This is a genomic window from Streptomyces cyslabdanicus (assembly GCF_052663305.1).
Genome location: NZ_JBQRUW010000076.1, coordinates 1 through 18,316, shown reverse-complemented (window position 1 = coordinate 18,316; position 18,316 = coordinate 1). Strand labels below are relative to the sequence as shown.

Sequence of the window (18,316 nt, the reverse complement as noted above, 5' to 3'; positions counted from 1 at the left end):
AGCGAAGGAGAGGAACTGCCATGCCACTTGGATCGCGCCCAGGTCTCCCAGGACCGAACCCGCGACTGCGCGAGTTGCAAGAGACGGTTCGCACCCTGCTCGGCCTCGACGCGGACACCGCCGTCACCGTCCGCCGGCTCACCTGCACCGAACCGGGCCGTCCACCGGTCGAGACGATCGTCGCCGTGCTCCCCATGGACGGCGAAGCGCGCCGATGGCGGCTGCACCGGCCCGCCGAGCAGGTCACGCCGGACAACCTGCGCTCCGTCCTGCTCACCGATCGACTCACTGATCGACCGCGTTGACAGGACATCAGGTGTGACCTCCCCCGAACCCCCTCACGAGCGCGTTCCCGCCACCGTCGTGACCGGCCTCCTCGGCTCCGGCAAGACCACCCTCCTCAACCACATCCTCTCCGAGAACCACGGCATGAAGATCGCCATCATCAAGAACGACTTCGGCGACGCCCACGTCGACGAAGCGCACCTCCTCGACGCAGAGGGGGAGATCTTCGAGATGACCAACGGCTGCGTCTGCTGCACCGCGCGCGGAGATCTCCTCCGCACCCTGGGCGCGCTGTTGCGCCGGCACGAGCCGTTCGAGCGCATCCTCATCGAGGCCAACGCGCTCGCGGACCCCGCCCCCGTCGCCCGGACGTTCCTCATGGACGACGAGATCGCCGCCCAACTCCGCCTGGACGCCGTCGTCACTCTCGTCGACGCCGCCCACGTCCTTCAGCACCTCGACGAGGCCCCACCGGAAGGCGCGGAGAACGAGGCCGTCAAGCAGATCGCCGTCGCCGATCGCATCATCCTCAACAAGACCGACCTGGCCGACGACGACACCATCGTGCACGTCGTCCGCCGTATCCGCGCCCTCAACGCCGGGGTCAGGATCGTCCCCGCCGAGCACGCACGCATCGCCCTGCACGAGGTGCTGCGCGTGAGCGCTTTCGACCTGGAGCGGGTACTCGCCGACGACCCCTCATTCCTCACCGAGACCGAGCACCGACATGACACCGCGATCACCTCGGTGGGCATCGAACTCGAAGGTGAACTCGACGAGGACCGGCTCAACGCCTGGCTGGACGCCCTCCTGTGCACCGATGGCGTAGACCTCTTCCGCTCCAAGGGCGTCCTCGCCATCGCCGGAGCGCCCAGGCAGTACGTCTTCCAGGGCATGCACGCGCTGCTGGACGGCACCTTCGGACGCGACTGGCGGGGAAACGAAGTGCGCCGCAACCGCGTGGTGCTCACCGGCCGCGGACTCGACCGCGGGGCACTGAAGCGCGGCTTCGCCGACTGCCTGGCCGTGTCTGGGGCCTCTCCTGTGGATCACGCCGGGCTCGCGGGCCTGGCCCGAACGAAAGACCGTGGTGCTGGCGATTGGTGAACGCCTCGCTACTGCCGGGGAGTTGGAATCGTTGAAGCTGAACGCCTGCCCCTGACAGACTGCGGGGATGACAACTCCGTTGAGCCAGTTGTCCGGCCGGGTCTGGATCTACTCCGGGGATCCGGATCCCGAGGCCGTCCAGCCCTGTGTCGCGGTGGTCGCAGATGATGCGGGCAGCACGGTGGTGGACGCCGGCCAGAGCCCGGCACATGCCCGGCTCGTGCAGTCGGCCATGGCGAAGGTGGGGCTGCCCGCCGCCCGTCGGCTGGTGTACACCCACCACCACTGGGACCACACCTGGGGTGCTTGCGCCTGGGAGGTGGAGGAGATCGTCTGCCACGAGGCAGGTGCCGAGCTGCTGTCGGCCGAGGCGAGCCGCCCGTGGAGCGACGAGTACCTGCGGCAGGAGGTGGCCGCCAACCCCCGCCTGGGGCCGAGCTTCCAGGCCCGGGCACGGGCCATGAACGGCTGGGAGGACTTCGCCGTCCGGCCACCGACCCGCACCTTCACGGAGCGGCTGGCACTCCCGGGAGGAGTCGAACTCCGGCACGTGGGCGGCAATCACGCGCCGGACTCCACGGTCGTGGCCATCTCTGATTCCAGCGTGATGCTGCTCGGCGACTGCTTCTACCCGCAGCCGTACCATCTGCGCGAGCCGGGCCCCGTCGGCGAGGAGATCGATCTGCCGCAGATCACCGCCTTGGTGGCGGAGCGCTTCGACTGGTACGTCGACAGCCACAGCCCCCCGTGGCGCCCGCCGTTGTCCTGAGCGGCACCCGATGGTTGGTGAGGAGTTCAGCCGCATCTACCGAAGACCGGCAGGCGGGGCGGCCGGCGGGAGAGCCACCGCAGGATCATCAACGGGATCTGGATCGCGCCTCAGCAGGCCAGAATCTTCTGAATGGCCTGGCGCGTTACGCCGAGCTCACGTGCGATGTCGGCCTGCGAATCACGTCAACCTCCCGTTGTCATGGTCGCGGTGGGCACAAGCCGTGGGAGGTTGACGATGGGCTGTGGGAGCGTATCGAGCCACTGTTGCCGATGATTGAGCGGCGCTTCCGGTACCCGGGGCGTCGTCGCCTCGACCACCGGCGGGTTCTGTGCGGCATCCTGTTCGTGCTCTACGCCGGCATCCCCTGGCGCCACCTCCCGCCGGTACTCGGCTTTGGCTCCGGGATGACCTGCCGGTCTTGCCCCGGTCCACCGGGGACGGGCCACCAGGCCTTCATCACACTCGGTTGTGCCGTCATCTGCTGGCGCCTGAGGAGTCCGCTGTGACTTCCAAGCCAAAGTAAGGTGAAATCCCATGTCGCGGACTCGCGCCAAGCGTAAGGAGGCGGAATGCTCGCCAACTCGTCGGCGCTGGCGGCTGGAAGGCGTCATTCGGTCGGACGGCGCTCGGATGGAACCGTTCTCGCGGTGGGCAATACCGCAGCCGCTGAGTGCCGTGTCGAGCGGTGGGAAGACGTCGTCGCGGTGGCAGCCGGCAACGTCCATGCCGCGACGAACACGGGCAAGTCTCATACGGTGGGGCTCCGGTCGGACGGCACGGTGCTGGCAACGGGGTGGAATGGCGATGGGCAATGTGATGTCGCCGGATGGCGAGGCATCACGGCCGTGGCCGCAGGCTGGCGCCGCACGCTCGGGCTACTCACGAATGGCCGCGTGCTAGCAGTTGGCCGGAGTTCAGAAGGGCAGTGCGACGTGCAGTCCTGGCGCGAGATGGTCGTCGTCTCGTGTGGTGACTGGCACTCGGTCGGCGTCCGGACCGACGGTTCTGCACTGGCCGCGGGAAACAACCGGCGAGGGCAGTGTGCCGTTGAGGGGTGGCGTGACCTGGCCGCTATTTCGGCTGGGTATCTCCATACCGTCGGTCTCAGAGCCGACGGGCGGGCAGTAGCGACCGGAGAGCGGGCAACCGAGGCGTGCGAGGTCGATGAGTGGGAAGACGTGGTGACGCTCGGCGCGGGCAGCTACCACACCGTCGGGGTCACAGCGTCCGGGCAGGTCCTCGCAGTGGGAGACAACAGCTACGGACAGTGCGAGGTCGGCGATTGGCGCGACATTGTCGCCGTGGCGACCGGTTCAACGCACACCCTCGGCCTCTGTGCCGACGGCACGGTCGTGACCGCAGGAAACAATGCCGACAGACAGTGCGAAGTCGATACCTGGTCCGGAGTCAGGCTTCCTTAGGCCCCGGGGCGCGCCAACGTGAACGGACATGCGAACTGACATGCCGTCACCTTCGATTTCCGGAGACCTCATTCTGATTCCAGTCCTTACTGGCTCTCCGGCGGCCCGCTGGTCGCCGGAGAACCTGGATGCCGGTTGAGGGCGGGTACAAGGCCGTGGTGGCTTCGTTCACTTCCACGGACAGCGTTTGTTGACGAGTTCGAGCAGCACTCTCCATCAAGATCAGCGGTTTTTGTCGACGACATTTGACGACGCCTGGCTGACCCATCAGCCACGCGCCGTCCCCCGATCTAAATCTGGTTTCTGCGGATTTGATGAGGGTCGCTGTCCTCAGACGTGGAGGTCGGGAGGGAAGCCGGTCCAGCGAAGGTTGGCGGGCAGGTGACCCGTGTCGTTGAAGACAAGCACGGATGGAGGTCGGCCGGGCGCATAGCGGATGACGGTCAGCGCGGCATTGGCGTGGTTGATGCCCATCCACCGCCACTCCGGGGCGTCGAGGGCGGCGCGGACGAGCCAACCTATGAGGAAGTTGTGCGTGACGACGAGTTCATGGCGCGGCTCGTCACCGACGACAGGTCCGGTGAACTGCGCGAGAGCCGCAAGGGCCAGTTCTGGCCCTTGTTCGCGCTCCTCGGCTGGGAACTGGGCCAGGTGACCGAGCATGGCATCGGCCGATTCCGACGGCAGCTCCTCGCGCTGCGGCATGTAGGGGATGTAGTCGCCAGCCAGTTCGGACGGCCGCAGGGGAACACCGTCGAGCTGCTCGCAGACCAACTGCGCCGTCTGCTCCGCGCGCGCGAGCGGGCCGTGGTGGATTGCCGTGAGAGGTGCCTCACGAAGCCGCTCCCCGAGCAGGACGGCTTGGCGGCGGCCGGTGTCCGCCAACTTGCTCTCGTCCTCGGACGCCTCACCGTGCCGCCTGAGGTAAAGGTAGCGGGCAGCTGTTGCCGTCACAGCTGGCGAGGGTATGGATGGTTGCCGGGTCGATGTTTGGATTCGCGTCGAAGTCGAAGGTGCGCAGGGACTTCTCGCGGAGGAAGTTCGCCGCCTTGATCCGCCGCTCGGAACGGCGGCGGGCTCGGTCGTCGTACTCGGCCATGAGCAGTTCGGCGAGGAAGCCGCGGTAGGTCATCTGGTCTTTCATCGCCCGGTCGGCGATGTCGGAGAACTCGTTGCGGATCGACGGCAGCCGCAGCATGCGGCAGGCGGAGTCGATAGCGGCGTCGGCAGCCTGCTCAGTCAAGCCTGGCTGGCGGGGCATGCTCATCGTGCTTCTCCCTCTCGGTGGTCACCGCCGCTTGCCCGGCGGCGTCGGAGCAACTGGTCGTAGCGGGCCACCGACGGCAGCGGTCTGGTGTCCGGCGGAAGATGCGCCAGGCGCTATTCGTGCAGGGACGTCACCGTCGCCGACGGCTGTCCGGGGACCCGTGCTGCCGGTGCGGGCTCGGCCTCGACCTGGGCTGCTTTGCGGGCTTCCAGCGTGACCGCGTCGGCGGTCATGGCTCCGGCCCGAAGGGCTGCGGCCAGGCCGGGCGACGACCTGCTCGTGCGGCGTGTTTCGTCCAAGAAGCAAGACGTCGATCAGCGCGCGGGTTCCGTCCCGCTCGCCGTGGATCTTCATGGCCTGCGTCCACCAAGCGTCATGGACCGTGGGCGAACTTGCCTGCTGAACGGGCCTGTTCGAGAGCGGTCGAGCCGGGGAAGGCATCGGGCTTACGGACCAGGACCTCCAGGTAATGATCCAGCTCCAGACGGACGGCGCCTTTGGCGATCAATCTCTCATGCCGGGCCACTTCCACGTTCTGGTCGTAACGACCAGGTGAGAGGCGTGACGGATGACTCGGACCCGTTTGCCGATCAGCCGGATGGGGAGCGAGGAGCGGTTCGTGCGGACCGGGATCTGGGCGTAGCGGTCGACCCGCGGGGTGAACAGCCGTCCGGTCTCGAACGGCTCCTCAGGCAACGGCATCAGCAGCGGCTGTTCGAGGGCGAAGTCCTCGGCGATCGTCCGTGACCTGGAGCCGATCCTGCGGGCGTCGTCCTGCCGGTCCCACTGCTCGACCATCTCGTTCAGCTCTGCAAGCGAGGAGACCTCGGGGACGGGGACGAAGTGGTTGCGGCGGAAGTAGCCGATCTGGCCCTCGACGCCGCCCTTCTCATGGGCTCCTTCGACTCCCGGACGGCAGTGGAAGCTCTCGATGCCGTAGTGCGATTTGAACGCGATGCACCGCATAGAGTCTGGTGCACCATGGCCGACCACCACACCTATGGCACCAGCACCCACACCGCCGGCGGGCTGGTCCGGCTCGTCAGTGACCGCCTCGGGCTGGTCTTCACCGAGCGCGACAGCGACTACCGGGGTGTCTACCACCTCGCCAGCATCCCCAACGGGCGGATCGAGATCCAGCCCAACCCGATCCCCGGCGACGACGATGAAGACGACCTCTACGCCCCGGAACACCCAGCGGCCCAGGTGCTGTTGCTCACCACCACACCGACCCCGGACCCCGTCCTGCAGACCCGCCTGGACTCCATCGAAGGGCTCACGCACCTGAACCACGAGACAGCGTGAACAGCTACTGATCCACAGTTCTTGACAATTACTCTGTGGAAGGGCACGTCAAGCGCATCAAGGTGCTCAAGAGGCAGATGTTCGGACGTGCCGGGTTCCACCTTCTGCGAAGCGTGTACTTCTGGCCTAGCGGACCGACGATCGTACCCGTACGCCACTGAGTCGATGGTGCGATCAGACGTTGTCGAGTAGCGTCTGTGCTTTGATGACTGAGTCCTGGGACACCATCGCCGACTGGTACGCAGAGCTCGTGCGTTCCGGATCTGCCCTGCACGACTTCAGCCGCGACAGCTTGCTCGGCTATCTCCCTGAGCTCCTTCGCGGACAACGTGTTCTCGACCTCGGGTGCGGAGAGGGCATCATAGCCCGTGCTGTGGCTGCTCGCGGAGCGACGGTATGGGGTATCGACCCGTCGCCCCGGATGATCGAGCACGCTCGGAGCGCCGAGAAGAGCCAGCCCACCGGAGCGGTCTTCTCAGTCGACGACGGATGCACACTGGCCACGGTCGCCACTGCGTCCGTCGAGTGGGTGACCGCCGGGCTCTCGCTGAACAACGTGCCCGACCTCGATGCCGCACTCGCTGCTGTCCACCGGGTTCTCAACCCGCGTGGCGCCCTCATCTTCACGGTCCCGCACCCCTGTTTCGAGGCGCCACACGCCACGTGGGCGCAGGCCGGAGACGGAACCATGCGCAGAGTCGTCGGCGACTACCTCACCGAAGGCTTCTGGCGATCAAGCAACCCCAACGGCGCCCGTCGAGCCGGAAACCAGCACCGGAAGCTCTCCACCTATATCACCACACTGATGCGCAACGGCTTCAAAATCGCAGCCGTCGACGAGCCGACACCAGACCCTCGTGTTGTTGCAGCCCAACCCCAGCGCTCCGGGCTGCCACCCTTCATGCTCTTCGACGTGCGTCGAGCATGATCCTGCACCGACAACTACTCACCCAGCGCGCTCACTGCACAGAATCTGGGCCAGAACCACCTCTGCTCGATAAAGCCACCGTGGCGGCCATCACGCTCATGACCAGGTGAATCACTCGCAGAAGCGGACAGCCAGCATCCCACGAAGCCCAGCAGGACTGATCATTCTCAAGGGATGGACCATCGCCTTCGCCTTCACCGGCCCCGAGTCCCCCTCTCCCACCCCCGACAAAGCCGCATCAATGCAATCCGGCGAAACCGCTACGCGGAGGGACTATGCGTGGCCGGAGACGGAACAGCTTCCGTCGTGGGCGCCGGAGCATTCCCCGTGGAGATGCGTTCCCTCCACCATGGCAGGAGCAGCGCGCTCGCCATACACAGCAAGCCAGAGATGAGCAGGGCAGCGCGCACCCCCGCCGCGGCGGCAATGAGGCCACCGGCGATCACGAAGGCAGCCTGGCATGTCTTCGCGCCGACGGACCAGGAGGTGCCGACGCGGGACATGAACGCGTCCGGTGTGGCCGCCATCCGATACGTGGTGAACGACGGGTTGAAGACCCCGGCGGAGAAGAGCAGGCCGAAGTCGACGGCCACGATGACGAACACGCCGAGAGCACCGGAGGGCGTCAGTGGCAGCAGAATCGTCCAGAGCGTGCGCGCAACACCGGACAGCAGCAGAACGCGACGCTGCCCGAATCGCTGCGTAAGCAGCGGGGTCAGGCGTGAGCCCAGCACGCCACCCAGGCACGGCAGTCCCAGGGCGAGTCCGTACTGCCACGGTGCCAACCCCAGGTCATCCAGCATGAGGACGGCCATCAGCGGTGATGTCATCATGACGGATCCGCCAAAGAGCAGCGCGTTGAAGAACAGCGGCCGCAGTCCCGGGTGCCCCAGGAGGAACTGCCAACCGGCAGCGATGTCGCGGCCCAGGTGAGAGGTGGCGGCGTGTGCCGGTGGCGCGGGTTCAGGCTGCCGGATGCGACGGATACACAGGGCCGACCCGAGGAAGGACAGCGCGTCGACCACCATCGTGGCGGCCGCGCCCAGTGCCCCGATCAGAAGCCCGCCCACGGGCGGGCCGGCGCTGACGCTGATCCAGTTGGACGTCTCGAACAGGCTGTTGGCACGAAGGCGGTGCTCGGGCCGGACAAGTGCCTTCAGATGCGCGCCACTCGCCGCGCCGAACGCGACAGACGCAGCCGTCTGGAGAACGCCGACGATACACAGCTGAGCGAAGGTGAGCCCGCCGAAAGCCATGGCCACCGGAATGCTCGCCAGCACCACGCAGCGGGCCAGATCGGCGGTGATCATGACCGGCCGCTTGTACTGGTGCTCGATACGCACACCGAGCGGCAGAGCAATCACGCCACTGGCCACTGCAGACAAGGCAGCGAGCACAGAGACCTGGAACGCAGAGGAATCCAGCACCAGGAGGGCGACCAACGGCAATGCCCCCATGCCGACGGCACTGCCCGCGGCGCTGACCGCGTAGGCGCCCCACAGCCGCCGGAAGTCCTGCCCGAGCGTGCTCCGCCGTACCAACCGAACCTCCCGAGGTGTGAAGCCGCTCGGCGTAGTGACTCGGACCAATCACCACCCCGTGATCAGGACATCGCCGAACGCGTCTCAGAGCTGAGAGCAGAAACAGGTGCTCAGGTCTCAGGGCATGATTCACTGACTTGACGCCGACCTGAGGAGGCGGGCGAATTGGCCGCCGTGGTGCTCGTTCACGGCCTGTATCACTGTCCCGAGCACTTCGCCGTGGTGGCAGAACGCTTGCGGACCGCGGGAGCCGAGGTGGTCGTTCCCGAGCTCCATCGAGGTTCATTACCCGCTGACACAGCCGTGGTCCAGGCTGCCATCGACGCGCTGCAGGAGCCCCCGATCGTGCTCGGTCACTCCTACGGCGGGTCAGTGATCACCGGAGTGCGCGGAGCGGGACACTTGGTCTACCTGGCGGCCTTCGTGCTGGACGTCGGCGAGAGCGCGGCCGGTCTGCGTGGGGCGTCTCCGCAGCTCCAGGACGCGATCAGCCCCGAGCCCGACGGCTCGACCAGCCTGCACCCCGACCGGGCTGTCGACACCCTCTACGGCGACTGTCCCGAACCTCTCGCCGCTTGGGCAGTCGGCCTGCTGCGTGCGCAAGCCCCCGGCTGCGGGCGAGGAGTCCCGGAGCGCCACAGCTGGAAGCACACTTCCTCCACCTACGTCGTCTGTGGACGGGACCGGGCCATCGATCCGGGCCTGCAGCGGAAGATGGCCTCACGCTGCACCGACGTGCGCGAGTGGCAGACGGGCCACTCCCCGTTCGTAGGACAGCCCGATCTCATCGTTGAACTCCTGCAGGAACTGCTCGCCACCGACACCCCGCGGAGGCGAGATGTACCGAAGGCCGTCCGGGCTTCTTCCCGGCAGGGAGCAGCGCCTCCAGCTTTGCGACAGTAGTCATGGAATTCATTTCCAACTAGCCTTGCGCAGTGGATCATTCCGGAACTCCCGCGGAAGGCAGGCGACATGGACGGCATGCCGACCGGCGGGCTCCCGTCGGCCTGGCGGTCGACGCGGCAGCGTGCCGCCGTTCTGCGGACGCTGCTCGCCTGCCGCGACTTCATGTCCGTACGAGAGCTGCACGCGGCGCTGGCCGCCGACGGCGTCGCGGTAGGACTGACCACGGTGTACCGGACCCTGCGGTGGCTGGAGCGGGACCGGCGCGTGGACGTCGCACGAGAACAGAGCGGCGAGCGCCTGTACCGACTCCGCCCGCCGGACGGCCACCGCCACTATCTCGTCTGCCGGAGCTGCAATCTCAGCCTGGCCGTGGAGGCGGAGGCCGTCGAGCGCCGGGCCGACGACATGGCCGCGGCCACCGGCTTCCCGAGGTCGAGCACATCGTCGAGCTGACGGGGATCTGCGGCCACTGCCGGAGGCGGCCCGAGGGGCAGGCGCCGCACGCACGGACCAGGTGGCTGGTGGACGGCTGCGGCTGCGGCTGCGGGCTACTGCAGGGTGAGAGCCCCGGACAGGCAGGCCCGTACGGCGTCGCGTTCGGCGTTCGACCGGGACGCCGACGGCCTCTCGGCGAGGACGAGCACGAGCCCGTCCTCCTCGTCCTGGTCGAAGACGGCCGGGGCGGCGAGCACGCGCTGACTTCCATATTCAATAAGCTGCGTCATCTAGGCTGGCGCGGTGACTGATGAGCAGGAGTGGGCGCAGCCGTCGGGAGTGTGGGCCACGGCGGTGGGGGTCGCCAGGGTGCGGGCGCTGGAGACCGAGCGGGAGAACGCGCTGTTCCGTGACCCTCTGGCACAGGCCTTCGCCGCCGCCGGCGGCCTGTGGCCCTCCCCGCCGCCGCGGCCCGATGACGAGGCCGCGCGACGCCGCCGGCTGGCCGTGTCGTTCTCCATCGTCATCAGGACGAAGTTCCTCGACGACCTGTTGCAGCAGGCCTCCGCGTCCGGGGTCCGGCAGGTCGTGCTGCTCGGCGCCGGCATGGACAGCCGGGCCTTCCGGATGGACTGGCCCGAGGGCACCCGGCTGTTCGAGGTCGACACCGCCGCGCCACTGGACTTCAAGGCGTCGGTGCTGCGCCAGGAACGGGCCGTCGCGCGCTGCGAGCGGATCACGGTCGCGGTGGATCTGCGTGAGGACTGGCCGGGCGCGCTGGCCGCCGCGGGGCACGACCCGGCGGCGCCGACCGTGTGGATCGCCGAAGGACTGCTGATCTATCTGCCCGAGGACGCGGTGGAGCTGCTGCTGGCCCGGATCAGCGCGCAGTCGGCGGCGGGCAGTCGGATGGGGCTGACGTTGGGCTCGCGCGGCGTGCTCGAGCGCTTCGGCGCGGACGCCGTGCCGGGATCGGCGGCGTCCATGTGGGTCTCGGAGATGCCTGACGACCCGGTGGCCTGGCTGGCCGGGCACGGCTGGGAGGCCGACAGCCGCACCCTGCGCGAGCGCGCTGCCGCCTACGGCCGCCCGATCAGCACCCCGCCGCAGCGCGAGGAGCGGCCGGGCGGACTGATCTCGGCGGTCCGCCGGTAGACCGGTAGAGGGGGCACGCCGGTGTCTGTTCCCCTTCCTGCCACCAGATGGCAGGTGGGACGGCGGCCCCTGCCCAGGGCGCTGCGTGCAAGGGCCGCCCGAGCCCTGCGGTCCTGTCACAGCGCAAGGCAGTACGACGCTAAGACCCCAGCACCCGACCGCGCCCGCCCAGCGCGTCGGCCGGGTGAACGCGAAGGAAGCCTGAGCCCGGCTGCGACCACGGCAGGCCCGCACGCCGCGGTGACACGAGCCGGGCCCTCCGACAGGCGTCCGCCGTCCGGGGGCGTGGAGCCGCCAAGCCGGCCCACGCCCCACCGGCCAAGCACCGCAGAAGGCACCGCGGCCCGAACCGGAGAGCACCGCTCCCCGCCGCGGATCGTGCGGGGCCAACATCCGAGCCAACGACACCATCGACGGCGAAAGCGGGGGCTGGCAGCCTGTTCCGTACCCTGGCGGGTATGCGCATGCGCCCCACTGTGAGTTGGACCCCTGCCAAGGATCTGCCGCCGGGCACCACGGACCTGGAGCCGGTCGCCGAAGCGCTGAGCGCCGGCGGAGTGCTGGTGCTCAGCGGGGCGGGTCTCTCCACGGAGTCGGGCATCCCCGACTACCGGAGCGAGGGCGGCAGCCTGAGCCGGCACACCCCGATGACCTACCAGGACTTCACCGCCAGCCCCCAGGCCCGCCGCCGGTACTGGGCGCGCAGCCACCTTGGATGGCGCACCTTCGGCCGCGCCCGCCCCAACGCCGGGCACCGCTCCGTGGCCGCGTTCGGTCGGCACGGCCTGCTCTCGGGTGTGATCACCCAGAACGTCGACGGCCTGCACCAGGCCGCCGGCAGTGCGGGCGTCGTGGAACTCCACGGAAGCCTGGACCGGGTCGTCTGCCTTTCCTGCGGCGCCTCCAGCCCGCGCCGCGGACTCGCCCGGCGGCTGGAAGAGGCCAACGTGGGCTTCGAGCCGGTGGCCGCCGGAATCAACCCGGACGGTGACGCCGACCTCACCGACGAACAGGTCGGAGATTTCCGCGTGATGCCCTGCACGATCTGCGGCGGCATCCTCAAACCGGACGTGGTGTTCTTCGGCGAAGCCGTTCCGCCGCAGCGGGTCGAACACTGCCGCGGCCTGGTCCGTGAGGCGGCCTCGCTGCTGGTCCTGGGCTCCTCACTGACGGTGATGTCCGGGCTCAGGTTCGTCCGCCAGGCAGCCCGGACCGGGAAGCCCGTATTGATCATCAACCAGGACCCGACCCGAGGCGACCAGCACGCCCTCACCCGCATCGCGCTCCCCCTGGGAACAACCCTCACCACTGTGGCCGACCGCCTGGACATCCCCGTCGACGACCAGACGACAGCCGCCTGAGCGATGGCCTGAATCGGCCGCGGACACGCATCTGGTGGGAGAAGCCTGCGCCCCCGGGGGAGGCCGACTCCGCGCCGTCGCCGTACGCGTCGCCCACCCGGCGCGCCCGTCGACGCGCGGACATGAGCTGCGCGGGTCCGGGGGCGCTGTTAGCGTCTTGCGGGGGGTGGATCTTCAGGAAGCCGGATACTTTTCCATGCTTCTCCACGATGAGGAGGCCCTCGTGTGCGGAATCTCCGGTTGGGTGTCCTACGGGCGCGACCTGCGGCAGGAACGCCCCGTCACCGAGGCCATGAACGCCACCATGGCCTGCCGCGGACCGGACGCACAGGGCCTCTGGCTCGATCGCCACGCGGCCATGGGTCATCGCCGGCTCGCCATCATCGACCTGCCCGGCGGCGTCCAGCCGATGACGCAGGACACCCCGGACGGCGATGTCGTACTGGTGTATTCCGGGGAGGCCTACAACTACACGGAGCTGCGTGACGAGCTGCGCCACCGCGGGCACCGCTTTCGCACCGACAGCGACACCGAGGTCGTGCTGCGGGGCTATCTGGAATGGGGTGCCGAACTCCCCGAACACCTCAACGGCATGTTCGCGTTCGCCATCTGGGACGGACGGTCGGAGTCGCTGCTCCTGATCCGCGACCGCATGGGCATCAAGCCCCTGTACTACTTCCCGACCGAGGACGGCGTGCTGTTCGGCTCCGAGCCCAAGGCCGTCCTGGCCAACCCCATGGTGCCCCGCAGTGTCGACATGGAAGGCCTGCGCGAGCTGTTCTCCAGGGCCAAGACCCCCGGCCACGCCGTCTGGGCGGGGATGAAGGAGGTGGAGCCGGGCACGGTGGTCACCGTCGAACGCTCGGGTCTGCGCGCCCGCCCCTACTGGCAGTTGCGTGCTGCCGAGCACACCGACAGCCGCCAGGACACCGTGGCGCGGGTGCGCGAGCTGCTCGAGGACATCGTCCGCCGCCAGTTGGTCTCCGACGTGCCTCGGTGCGTCCTGCTCTCGGGGGGTCTGGACTCCAGTGCGATCACGGCACTGGCCGTCGAGCAGATGCGCGGAAAGGAGAGGGTGCGCAGCTTCGCCGTCGACTTCGTCGGCCAGAGCGAGAACTTCATCCCTGACGGCCTGCGCTCCACGCCGGACACCCCCTACGTCCACGACGTCGTGGAGCACGCGGGTACCGAGCACCAGGACATCGTGCTCGACCCCGAAGGCCTGGCCGATCCAAGTGTGCGCGCCGCCGCGGTACGGTCCCGGGACCTGCCCATGGGCCTGGGCGACCTGGACCAGTCGCTGCTGCTGCTTTTCCGCGCGATCCGGGAGCACTCCACCGTGGCGCTGTCCGGTGAGTCGGCGGACGAGGTCTTCGGCGGCTACGCGTGGTTCCACGATCCCGCCGCGCGGGACGCCGGAACCTTCCCCTGGCTGGCGGCTCTGGAGCGCCAGCACGGCCGCGGCGGCAGTTCGCTGCTCGAACCCGAGCTGCGGGAACGCCTGGACCTGCGGGGTTATCTGCAGTGGCGTTATCAGGAGGCGCTGGCAGAGGTACCACGCCTGGGGGGAGAGAGCGACCCGTTGGAGCGCCGTATGCGCGAGGTGTGCTACCTCCACCTGACGCGCTTTGTGCGGATGCTGCTGGACCGCAAGGACCGGCTGAGCATGGCCACCGGACTGGAGGTCCGCGTCCCGTTCTGCGACCACCGCCTGGTCGAGTACGTCTTCAACACGCCGTGGTCGCTGAAGACCTTCGACGGCCGGGAGAAGAGCCTGCTCCGGGCGGCCACCCAGGATCTTCTGCCGCGTTCGGTCGTCGAGCGGGTCAAGAGCCCCTACCCCTCGACTCAGGACCCGGCCTACGTGGTGGCACTGCAGAGGCAGGTCCGCGACCTGCTCTCGTCAAACGGCAGTCCCGCTCTGGACCTGCTCGACCGAGGCCGGCTGCGGGAGGTCACCGCCGCTGAGCCCGGCCACATCACGACGGCGGACCGCAACGGCCTGGAACGGACCCTGGACCTGGCCGTGTGGTTCGAGCTGGAACGCCCCACGCTCGCGCTCGACTCCAGCGGCTGACACCGCCCCACGGATGCACGGTCGTCGGGCCGCAAGGCCTGCCGGTGTTGAGGACCTTTGAAAATGGCTCTGGCCGCAGTTCCGTGACGCTCCCCGTCAGCGGCGGGACTCTTCGGCAACCGTGTCGTCCTCGTCACTGAGTTCGAGGCTGTGCCGCGAGCCCAGCCTTGCACAGAGCATGGCCAGGTCATCGATCCGCTGAGCCACCTTCGGCGCTGGCCCGCCCCGTGGCGCACCCGAGCGGCGTGCTCGGGCCGGCTCTCAAGGACCAGGTCGAGGGACGGTTGGGTCGGTGGGCCGGCCTCAAGGCGGCGCCGGTGAGCTCAGCCGCCGACTACGCCGCGGCGTCCTCGCGCAGTACGTCGGCGACGGTGGTGCGGGCGAGTTCGGCCAGCATGGCATCGCGTGCCCGGCGGTCCAGTGCGAGGAGGTTGCGGTGGACCCGCTGCCCGACGTGGCAGTCGGGCTGCGGAACGTGCACGCCCAGCACCGGGTCCTCGCCGTTGACCGCGAGCCAGACCAGCGCCAGGTCGATCTCCGCGGCCTCGCGTTCGAGCATCCAGCCACCGCGCGGTCCGGGCTGGGAACGGACCAGCCCGGCCTCGCGCAGACGGCCGAGGATGCGGCGCACATGCGCGGCGTTGGTCGCGGGGCTGCCGGCCAGGTACTGCGAGTCCTGCCATTCGCCGGGCGTGCCGGCCAGCAGGGTGAGCAGGTGGACGCCGACCGCGAACTGGGTGTTCGTGGGCTGGGCCATGGCTCCATGGTACGGCCTGCGCCGCGAAATCGTATCTACGACTGTTACAGTTAAATTCGTAAGCGCGGCAGTTGCGAATCCGGCCGCGTTGGACGGGAGCGCTGCGGGTACCCGCCGCAGGGCCGTCCCGTCCCGCCCGTACACACAGACACACCCACCGAGGGAGACCACACATGGCGGTCATCACCGTCTTCGGCGCCACCGGCTACGCCGGCGGCCACATCAGCGACGAGGCCCTGCGCCGCGGGCACGAGGTCGTCGCGGTCAACCGCTCCGGCTCCGCCGAGGCCCGCCCCGGGCTCACCCCGGTCGCCGGGTCCCTGGAGGACGAGGCCCTGGTGCGCGACCTGGCGGCCAAGTCCGATGTGCTGGTCGTCGCGGTCCACGGCAGCGTGGACGGCAGGCCGTTCCTGCTCCCGCTCGTCCCGTCGCTCCTCAAGGCGGCCGCCGAGGGCAGCGCCCGGCTCGGCGTGGTCGGCGGCGCGGGCAGCCTGCGGGTGGCCGAGGGCGGACCGCTGCTGCTGGACACCCCCGAGTTCCCGGACGCGTACAAGGCCGAAGCGGGCTCGCACGCGCGGGTCCTGGACGCACTGCGGGCCGCCGACACCGACGTGGACTGGTTCTACGTCAGCCCGGCAGCCGAGTTCGGCGCCTGGGTTCCCGGCGAGCGCACCGGAACCTTCCGCCTCGGCCGCGACATCCTGGTCACCGACGCCGAAGGCAGGTCCTTCGTCTCCGGCGCCGACTACGCCATCGCCTTCCTCGACGAGATCGACAAGCCGGCTCACCACCAGGCCCGGTTCACCGTCGCCTACTGAGCCAGACGCGGCCCGGGCCCACCGTCCCCGCGCGAGAGCACGACGGGTCGGGGGCGGTGCCCGCGCCTGGCCGGCGTCCGCCCCCGTGACCAGCCCCGCGAGCCACCGCCGCGCAGGACGCCGCCCAATGCTGTGCAGCGGCGCCGGCCGGCCTCGCGACGAGCAAGCCCGACACTCCCCGATCCGGGCACCGTGCTGGGCCCGGCGCGGCAGCTCAGGCTGCGGGTCCGGTGCGAGGCGCGGCCAGTGCGTCCCAGGCCGCCACGGCTCCGTCGACGGTGCTCTGCAGTTGCCCGGACGACGCCCCGTCCCTGGACTGGATCGACAGTCCGTTGAGCACGGCACTGTAGAAGGAAGCGATGGTCCGGGCGTCGGCGTCCGGTCGTACGTCGCCGTCCAAGATGCCTCGTTGGACCCGCTCGCGGATCATTTCCCGCACTTCGCCCCGCATGCGGGCGAGGGCCGTGGGGACCGAGGAGTTCTCCGGTACACAGACGGGTGCGGCCAGCACGATCAGGCAGCCGGTGGGGGTCGCGGGATCCGCGTATGCCGCGGCGTTGTCCCGCAGCATCGCCTCCACGGCCGCGCGGGCCGTCGGCTCCTCGGCCAGGGCGCGCCGGGTGCAGTCGCCTTCGGTCCTCGTGTAGAGCGCGACCGCCTCGTGGAAGAGCTTCTCCTTGGATCCGTAAGCCGCGTAGATGCTGGGAGAGTTGATACCCATGGCGGCGGTGAGGTCGCTCATCGACGTCGCCTGGAAGCCGCGCTCCCAGAAGACGTGCAGCGCGCGGAGCAGCGCCTCGTCCCGATCGAAGGCCCGTGGTCTGCCGCGGCCGGCCATCACACCACCCCTTTCTGTGTCGCTCGACAAATATATCACTTGACCTGCGATGAAGCGGTGTGCATGATTTCTGTGACGGTCAGCACAGAAATGGCTGTCGAGCCATCCCCCGTACCGCAGCAAGGAGATCCGCCATGTCCGCACCGTTCCACGGCAAGGTCGCCCTCGTCACCGGCGCCGGCTCCGGCATCGGCCGCACCAGCGCTCGTGCCTTCGCGGCCCGGGGCGCCACGGTCGTCGTCGCCGACCTCGACGCCGGGAACGCGGCCCAGACGGTCAAACTGATCGAGCGGGGCGGTGGCAGGGCGAGCGCGGTCACCGTCGACGTCACCGACTCCGCCTCCGTGCAGTCGATGGTCGATACCGCTGTCTCCCGCCACGGCGGACTGCACATCGCACACAACAACGCCGGCGTCTTCACCGGCCTCGGCCCGCTCGCCGACCTCGACGAGGGCCAGTGGCACGCGCAGCTCGCGGTGAACCTCACCGGCGTGATGCTCGCCATGAAGTACGAGATCCGGCACATGCGTGACAACGGCGGTGGTGTGATCGTCAACGCCGCATCCAACATCGGCGACCACGTCCGCTATCCCGGAACGGGCGCTTACGCCGCGTCCAAGGCGGCCGTCTCCACGCTCACCCGCGCCGCCGCGCTCGACCACATCAAGGACGGCATCCGTATCAACGCGGTCAGCCCGGGCGCCTCCAACACCTCCATGACCTTCATGCCGGGTGAGTCCGAGGCCGAGCGCGCAGCCCGCCTGAACGGGACCATTCCTCTCGGCCGCCTCGCCGAGACCGACGAGATCGTTGCGTCCGTACTGTGGCTGGCCTCCGAGGAGTCCAGCTTCGTGGTCGGACACGACCTGGTCACGGACGGCGGGGCAAGTGCCTGACTCTCAGGCCGAGGTGGCGCTCGTCGGCGGCGGGCCCGTAGGGACCCTGCTCGCCCGCGAGCTCGTCCGGTACGGCGTACGCATGCACCGTCGTACTGGAGCAACTCGCCGAGCCGACCCGGGAGTCCAAGGCCGGCCTTCACGAAGACCCTGGCCCGCGAGCTCGGGGCGTAGGGAACCACGGCGAACGCGCTCGCTCCCGGCGCGGTCGAGGGGCCGCGCATGGAGCGCGTCCTGCACGGACGGGCGGAGTCGTCAGGCCGGTCTCCAGAGGAGGCGGCCCGCCTCGCGCTGCAGAACCAGTCAGTACGGCGATTCGTCGATCCGGACGACATCGGGGCACTGGCGGTGTACCTGGGGAGTAGTGACAACGGGGAGTGGCGGCTGCGGGGCGAAAAGAGAACCCCAGCCACCCCCACCCCCCGAAAGACAAACAAAAGGCAGACA

General features: G+C 69.0%; 19 protein-coding genes and 2 pseudogenes. 14 read left to right on the top strand and 7 right to left on the bottom strand.

Annotation, left to right across the window (positions count from 1 at the left end; genetic code table 11):
• The first annotated feature begins 74 nt into the window (after window positions 1-74).
• The 5 genes and pseudogenes from ACTYVM_RS35500 to ACTYVM_RS35480 all read left to right on the top strand — a co-directional run bounded on the left by ACTYVM_RS35500 (window position 75) and on the right by ACTYVM_RS35480 (window position 3,585).
• A complete protein-coding gene (locus tag ACTYVM_RS35500) occupies window positions 75-305 on the top strand; it encodes a hypothetical protein (protein WP_445529907.1) in 231 nt (76 codons plus the stop codon).
• Between the two features lie 13 nt (window positions 306-318).
• Window positions 319-1,392: a CobW family GTP-binding protein gene (locus ACTYVM_RS35495; RefSeq protein ID WP_445529906.1), complete on the top strand. Its 1,074-nt coding sequence runs from the start codon at window positions 319-321 to the stop codon at window positions 1,390-1,392.
• A gap of 67 nt (window positions 1,393-1,459) precedes the next feature.
• Complete coding sequence (locus ACTYVM_RS35490) at window positions 1,460-2,161, top strand: MBL fold metallo-hydrolase (RefSeq protein WP_445529905.1); 702 nt, start codon at window positions 1,460-1,462, stop codon at window positions 2,159-2,161.
• A gap of 179 nt (window positions 2,162-2,340) precedes the next feature.
• A pseudogene (locus tag ACTYVM_RS35485) lies at window positions 2,341-2,577 on the top strand (transposase); the annotation flags it as partial.
• A 156-nt stretch (window positions 2,578-2,733) separates the two neighbouring features.
• The gene (locus ACTYVM_RS35480; RefSeq protein ID WP_445529904.1) at window positions 2,734-3,585 is read left to right on the top strand and encodes an RCC1 domain-containing protein; all 852 of its coding nucleotides are present in this window, start codon (window positions 2,734-2,736) and stop codon (window positions 3,583-3,585) included.
• A 330-nt stretch (window positions 3,586-3,915) separates the two neighbouring features.
• Here ACTYVM_RS35480 and ACTYVM_RS35475 read toward each other — a convergent pair whose 3' ends face one another.
• The 3 genes and pseudogenes from ACTYVM_RS35475 to ACTYVM_RS35465 all read right to left on the bottom strand — a co-directional run bounded on the left by ACTYVM_RS35475 (window position 3,916) and on the right by ACTYVM_RS35465 (window position 5,818).
• Complete coding sequence (locus tag ACTYVM_RS35475; protein ID WP_445529903.1) at window positions 3,916-4,539, bottom strand: histidine phosphatase family protein; 624 nt, start codon at window positions 4,537-4,539, stop codon at window positions 3,916-3,918.
• Window positions 4,535-4,852: pseudogene (locus ACTYVM_RS35470) on the bottom strand (ATP-binding protein); the annotation flags it as partial. The gene ACTYVM_RS35475 and the pseudogene ACTYVM_RS35470, both read right to left, overlap by 5 nt.
• Before the next feature lie 504 nt (window positions 4,853-5,356).
• Complete coding sequence (locus ACTYVM_RS35465; RefSeq protein ID WP_445529902.1) at window positions 5,357-5,818, bottom strand: Mu transposase domain-containing protein; 462 nt, start codon at window positions 5,816-5,818, stop codon at window positions 5,357-5,359.
• A gap of 15 nt (window positions 5,819-5,833) precedes the next feature.
• On the opposite strand from ACTYVM_RS35465, the gene ACTYVM_RS35460 reads away from it, so the two are divergent.
• Both ACTYVM_RS35460 and ACTYVM_RS35455 read left to right on the top strand, forming a co-directional pair.
• Complete coding sequence (locus tag ACTYVM_RS35460) at window positions 5,834-6,157, top strand: hypothetical protein (protein WP_445529901.1); 324 nt, start codon at window positions 5,834-5,836, stop codon at window positions 6,155-6,157.
• A 205-nt stretch (window positions 6,158-6,362) separates the two neighbouring features.
• Window positions 6,363-7,085: a class I SAM-dependent methyltransferase gene (locus ACTYVM_RS35455; RefSeq protein WP_445529900.1), complete on the top strand. Its 723-nt coding sequence runs from the start codon at window positions 6,363-6,365 to the stop codon at window positions 7,083-7,085.
• 260 nt (window positions 7,086-7,345) lie between these two features.
• On the opposite strand, the gene ACTYVM_RS35450 is transcribed toward ACTYVM_RS35455, so the two are convergent.
• On the bottom strand, window positions 7,346-8,626 hold the full coding sequence (locus ACTYVM_RS35450; RefSeq protein ID WP_445529899.1) for an MFS transporter: 1,281 nt from the start codon (window positions 8,624-8,626) through the stop codon (window positions 7,346-7,348).
• A 165-nt stretch (window positions 8,627-8,791) separates the two neighbouring features.
• Between ACTYVM_RS35450 and ACTYVM_RS35445 the strand changes: the two genes are divergently transcribed.
• Together ACTYVM_RS35445 and ACTYVM_RS35440 are read left to right on the top strand one after the other, a co-directional pair.
• Window positions 8,792-9,529, top strand: coding sequence for an alpha/beta hydrolase (locus tag ACTYVM_RS35445; RefSeq protein WP_445529898.1), 738 nt, complete (start codon window positions 8,792-8,794; stop codon window positions 9,527-9,529).
• 69 nt (window positions 9,530-9,598) lie between these two features.
• Window positions 9,599-9,985: a Fur family transcriptional regulator gene (locus tag ACTYVM_RS35440; RefSeq protein ID WP_445529897.1), complete on the top strand. Its 387-nt coding sequence runs from the start codon at window positions 9,599-9,601 to the stop codon at window positions 9,983-9,985.
• 95 nt (window positions 9,986-10,080) lie between these two features.
• Here the strand turns inward: ACTYVM_RS35440 and ACTYVM_RS35435 are convergent, their stop codons facing one another.
• The gene (locus ACTYVM_RS35435; protein ID WP_445529896.1) at window positions 10,081-10,224 is read right to left on the bottom strand and encodes a ferredoxin; all 144 of its coding nucleotides are present in this window, start codon (window positions 10,222-10,224) and stop codon (window positions 10,081-10,083) included.
• 82 nt (window positions 10,225-10,306) lie between these two features.
• Between ACTYVM_RS35435 and ACTYVM_RS35430 the strand changes: the two genes are divergently transcribed.
• From ACTYVM_RS35430 to asnB, 3 genes are all read left to right on the top strand, one after another.
• Complete coding sequence (locus ACTYVM_RS35430) at window positions 10,307-11,122, top strand: class I SAM-dependent methyltransferase (RefSeq protein WP_445529925.1); 816 nt, start codon at window positions 10,307-10,309, stop codon at window positions 11,120-11,122.
• A gap of 458 nt (window positions 11,123-11,580) precedes the next feature.
• Window positions 11,581-12,483, top strand: a complete 903-nt coding sequence (locus ACTYVM_RS35425) for an NAD-dependent protein deacetylase (RefSeq protein WP_445529895.1) — start codon at window positions 11,581-11,583, stop codon at window positions 12,481-12,483.
• A gap of 223 nt (window positions 12,484-12,706) precedes the next feature.
• Window positions 12,707-14,560, top strand: coding sequence for an asparagine synthase (glutamine-hydrolyzing) (asnB, locus tag ACTYVM_RS35420; protein ID WP_445529924.1), 1,854 nt, complete (start codon window positions 12,707-12,709; stop codon window positions 14,558-14,560).
• A gap of 334 nt (window positions 14,561-14,894) precedes the next feature.
• Here asnB and ACTYVM_RS35415 read toward each other — a convergent pair whose 3' ends face one another.
• Entirely contained in the window at window positions 14,895-15,317 is a 423-nt protein-coding gene (locus ACTYVM_RS35415; RefSeq protein WP_445529894.1) for an Rrf2 family transcriptional regulator, read from the bottom strand.
• Between the two features lie 173 nt (window positions 15,318-15,490).
• Between ACTYVM_RS35415 and ACTYVM_RS35410 the strand changes: the two genes are divergently transcribed.
• A complete protein-coding gene (locus ACTYVM_RS35410) occupies window positions 15,491-16,135 on the top strand; it encodes an NAD(P)-dependent oxidoreductase (RefSeq protein ID WP_445529893.1) in 645 nt (214 codons plus the stop codon).
• Window positions 16,136-16,349: 214 nt separating this feature from the next.
• Here ACTYVM_RS35410 and ACTYVM_RS35405 read toward each other — a convergent pair whose 3' ends face one another.
• Window positions 16,350-16,973 carry a TetR/AcrR family transcriptional regulator gene (locus ACTYVM_RS35405; RefSeq protein ID WP_445529892.1) on the bottom strand — a complete coding sequence of 208 codons (624 nt, stop codon included), beginning with the start codon at window positions 16,971-16,973 and terminating at the stop codon, window positions 16,350-16,352.
• Window positions 16,974-17,107: 134 nt separating this feature from the next.
• On the opposite strand from ACTYVM_RS35405, the gene ACTYVM_RS35400 reads away from it, so the two are divergent.
• Entirely contained in the window at window positions 17,108-17,869 is a 762-nt protein-coding gene (locus ACTYVM_RS35400) for an SDR family NAD(P)-dependent oxidoreductase (protein ID WP_445529891.1), read from the top strand.
• The last annotated feature ends 447 nt before the right edge of the window (window positions 17,870-18,316 follow it).

Coding starts and splice junctions, on each gene's coding strand:
- ACTYVM_RS35440 (WP_445529897.1), top strand. CDS start 9,599: ATGGACGGCATGCCGACCGGCGGGCTCCCGTCGGCCTGGCGGTCGACG.
- ACTYVM_RS35410 (WP_445529893.1), top strand. CDS start 15,491: ATGGCGGTCATCACCGTCTTCGGCGCCACCGGCTACGCCGGCGGCCAC.
- ACTYVM_RS35465 (WP_445529902.1), bottom strand. CDS start 5,818: ATGCGGTGCATCGCGTTCAAATCGCACTACGGCATCGAGAGCTTCCAC.
- ACTYVM_RS35400 (WP_445529891.1), top strand. CDS start 17,108: ATGTCCGCACCGTTCCACGGCAAGGTCGCCCTCGTCACCGGCGCCGGC.
- ACTYVM_RS35480 (WP_445529904.1), top strand. CDS start 2,734: ATGCTCGCCAACTCGTCGGCGCTGGCGGCTGGAAGGCGTCATTCGGTC.
- ACTYVM_RS35460 (WP_445529901.1), top strand. CDS start 5,834: ATGGCCGACCACCACACCTATGGCACCAGCACCCACACCGCCGGCGGG.
- ACTYVM_RS35490 (WP_445529905.1), top strand. CDS start 1,460: ATGACAACTCCGTTGAGCCAGTTGTCCGGCCGGGTCTGGATCTACTCC.
- ACTYVM_RS35425 (WP_445529895.1), top strand. CDS start 11,581: ATGCGCATGCGCCCCACTGTGAGTTGGACCCCTGCCAAGGATCTGCCG.
- ACTYVM_RS35405 (WP_445529892.1), bottom strand. CDS start 16,973: ATGGCCGGCCGCGGCAGACCACGGGCCTTCGATCGGGACGAGGCGCTG.
- ACTYVM_RS35415 (WP_445529894.1), bottom strand. CDS start 15,317: ATGGCCCAGCCCACGAACACCCAGTTCGCGGTCGGCGTCCACCTGCTC.
- ACTYVM_RS35455 (WP_445529900.1), top strand. CDS start 6,363: ATGACTGAGTCCTGGGACACCATCGCCGACTGGTACGCAGAGCTCGTG.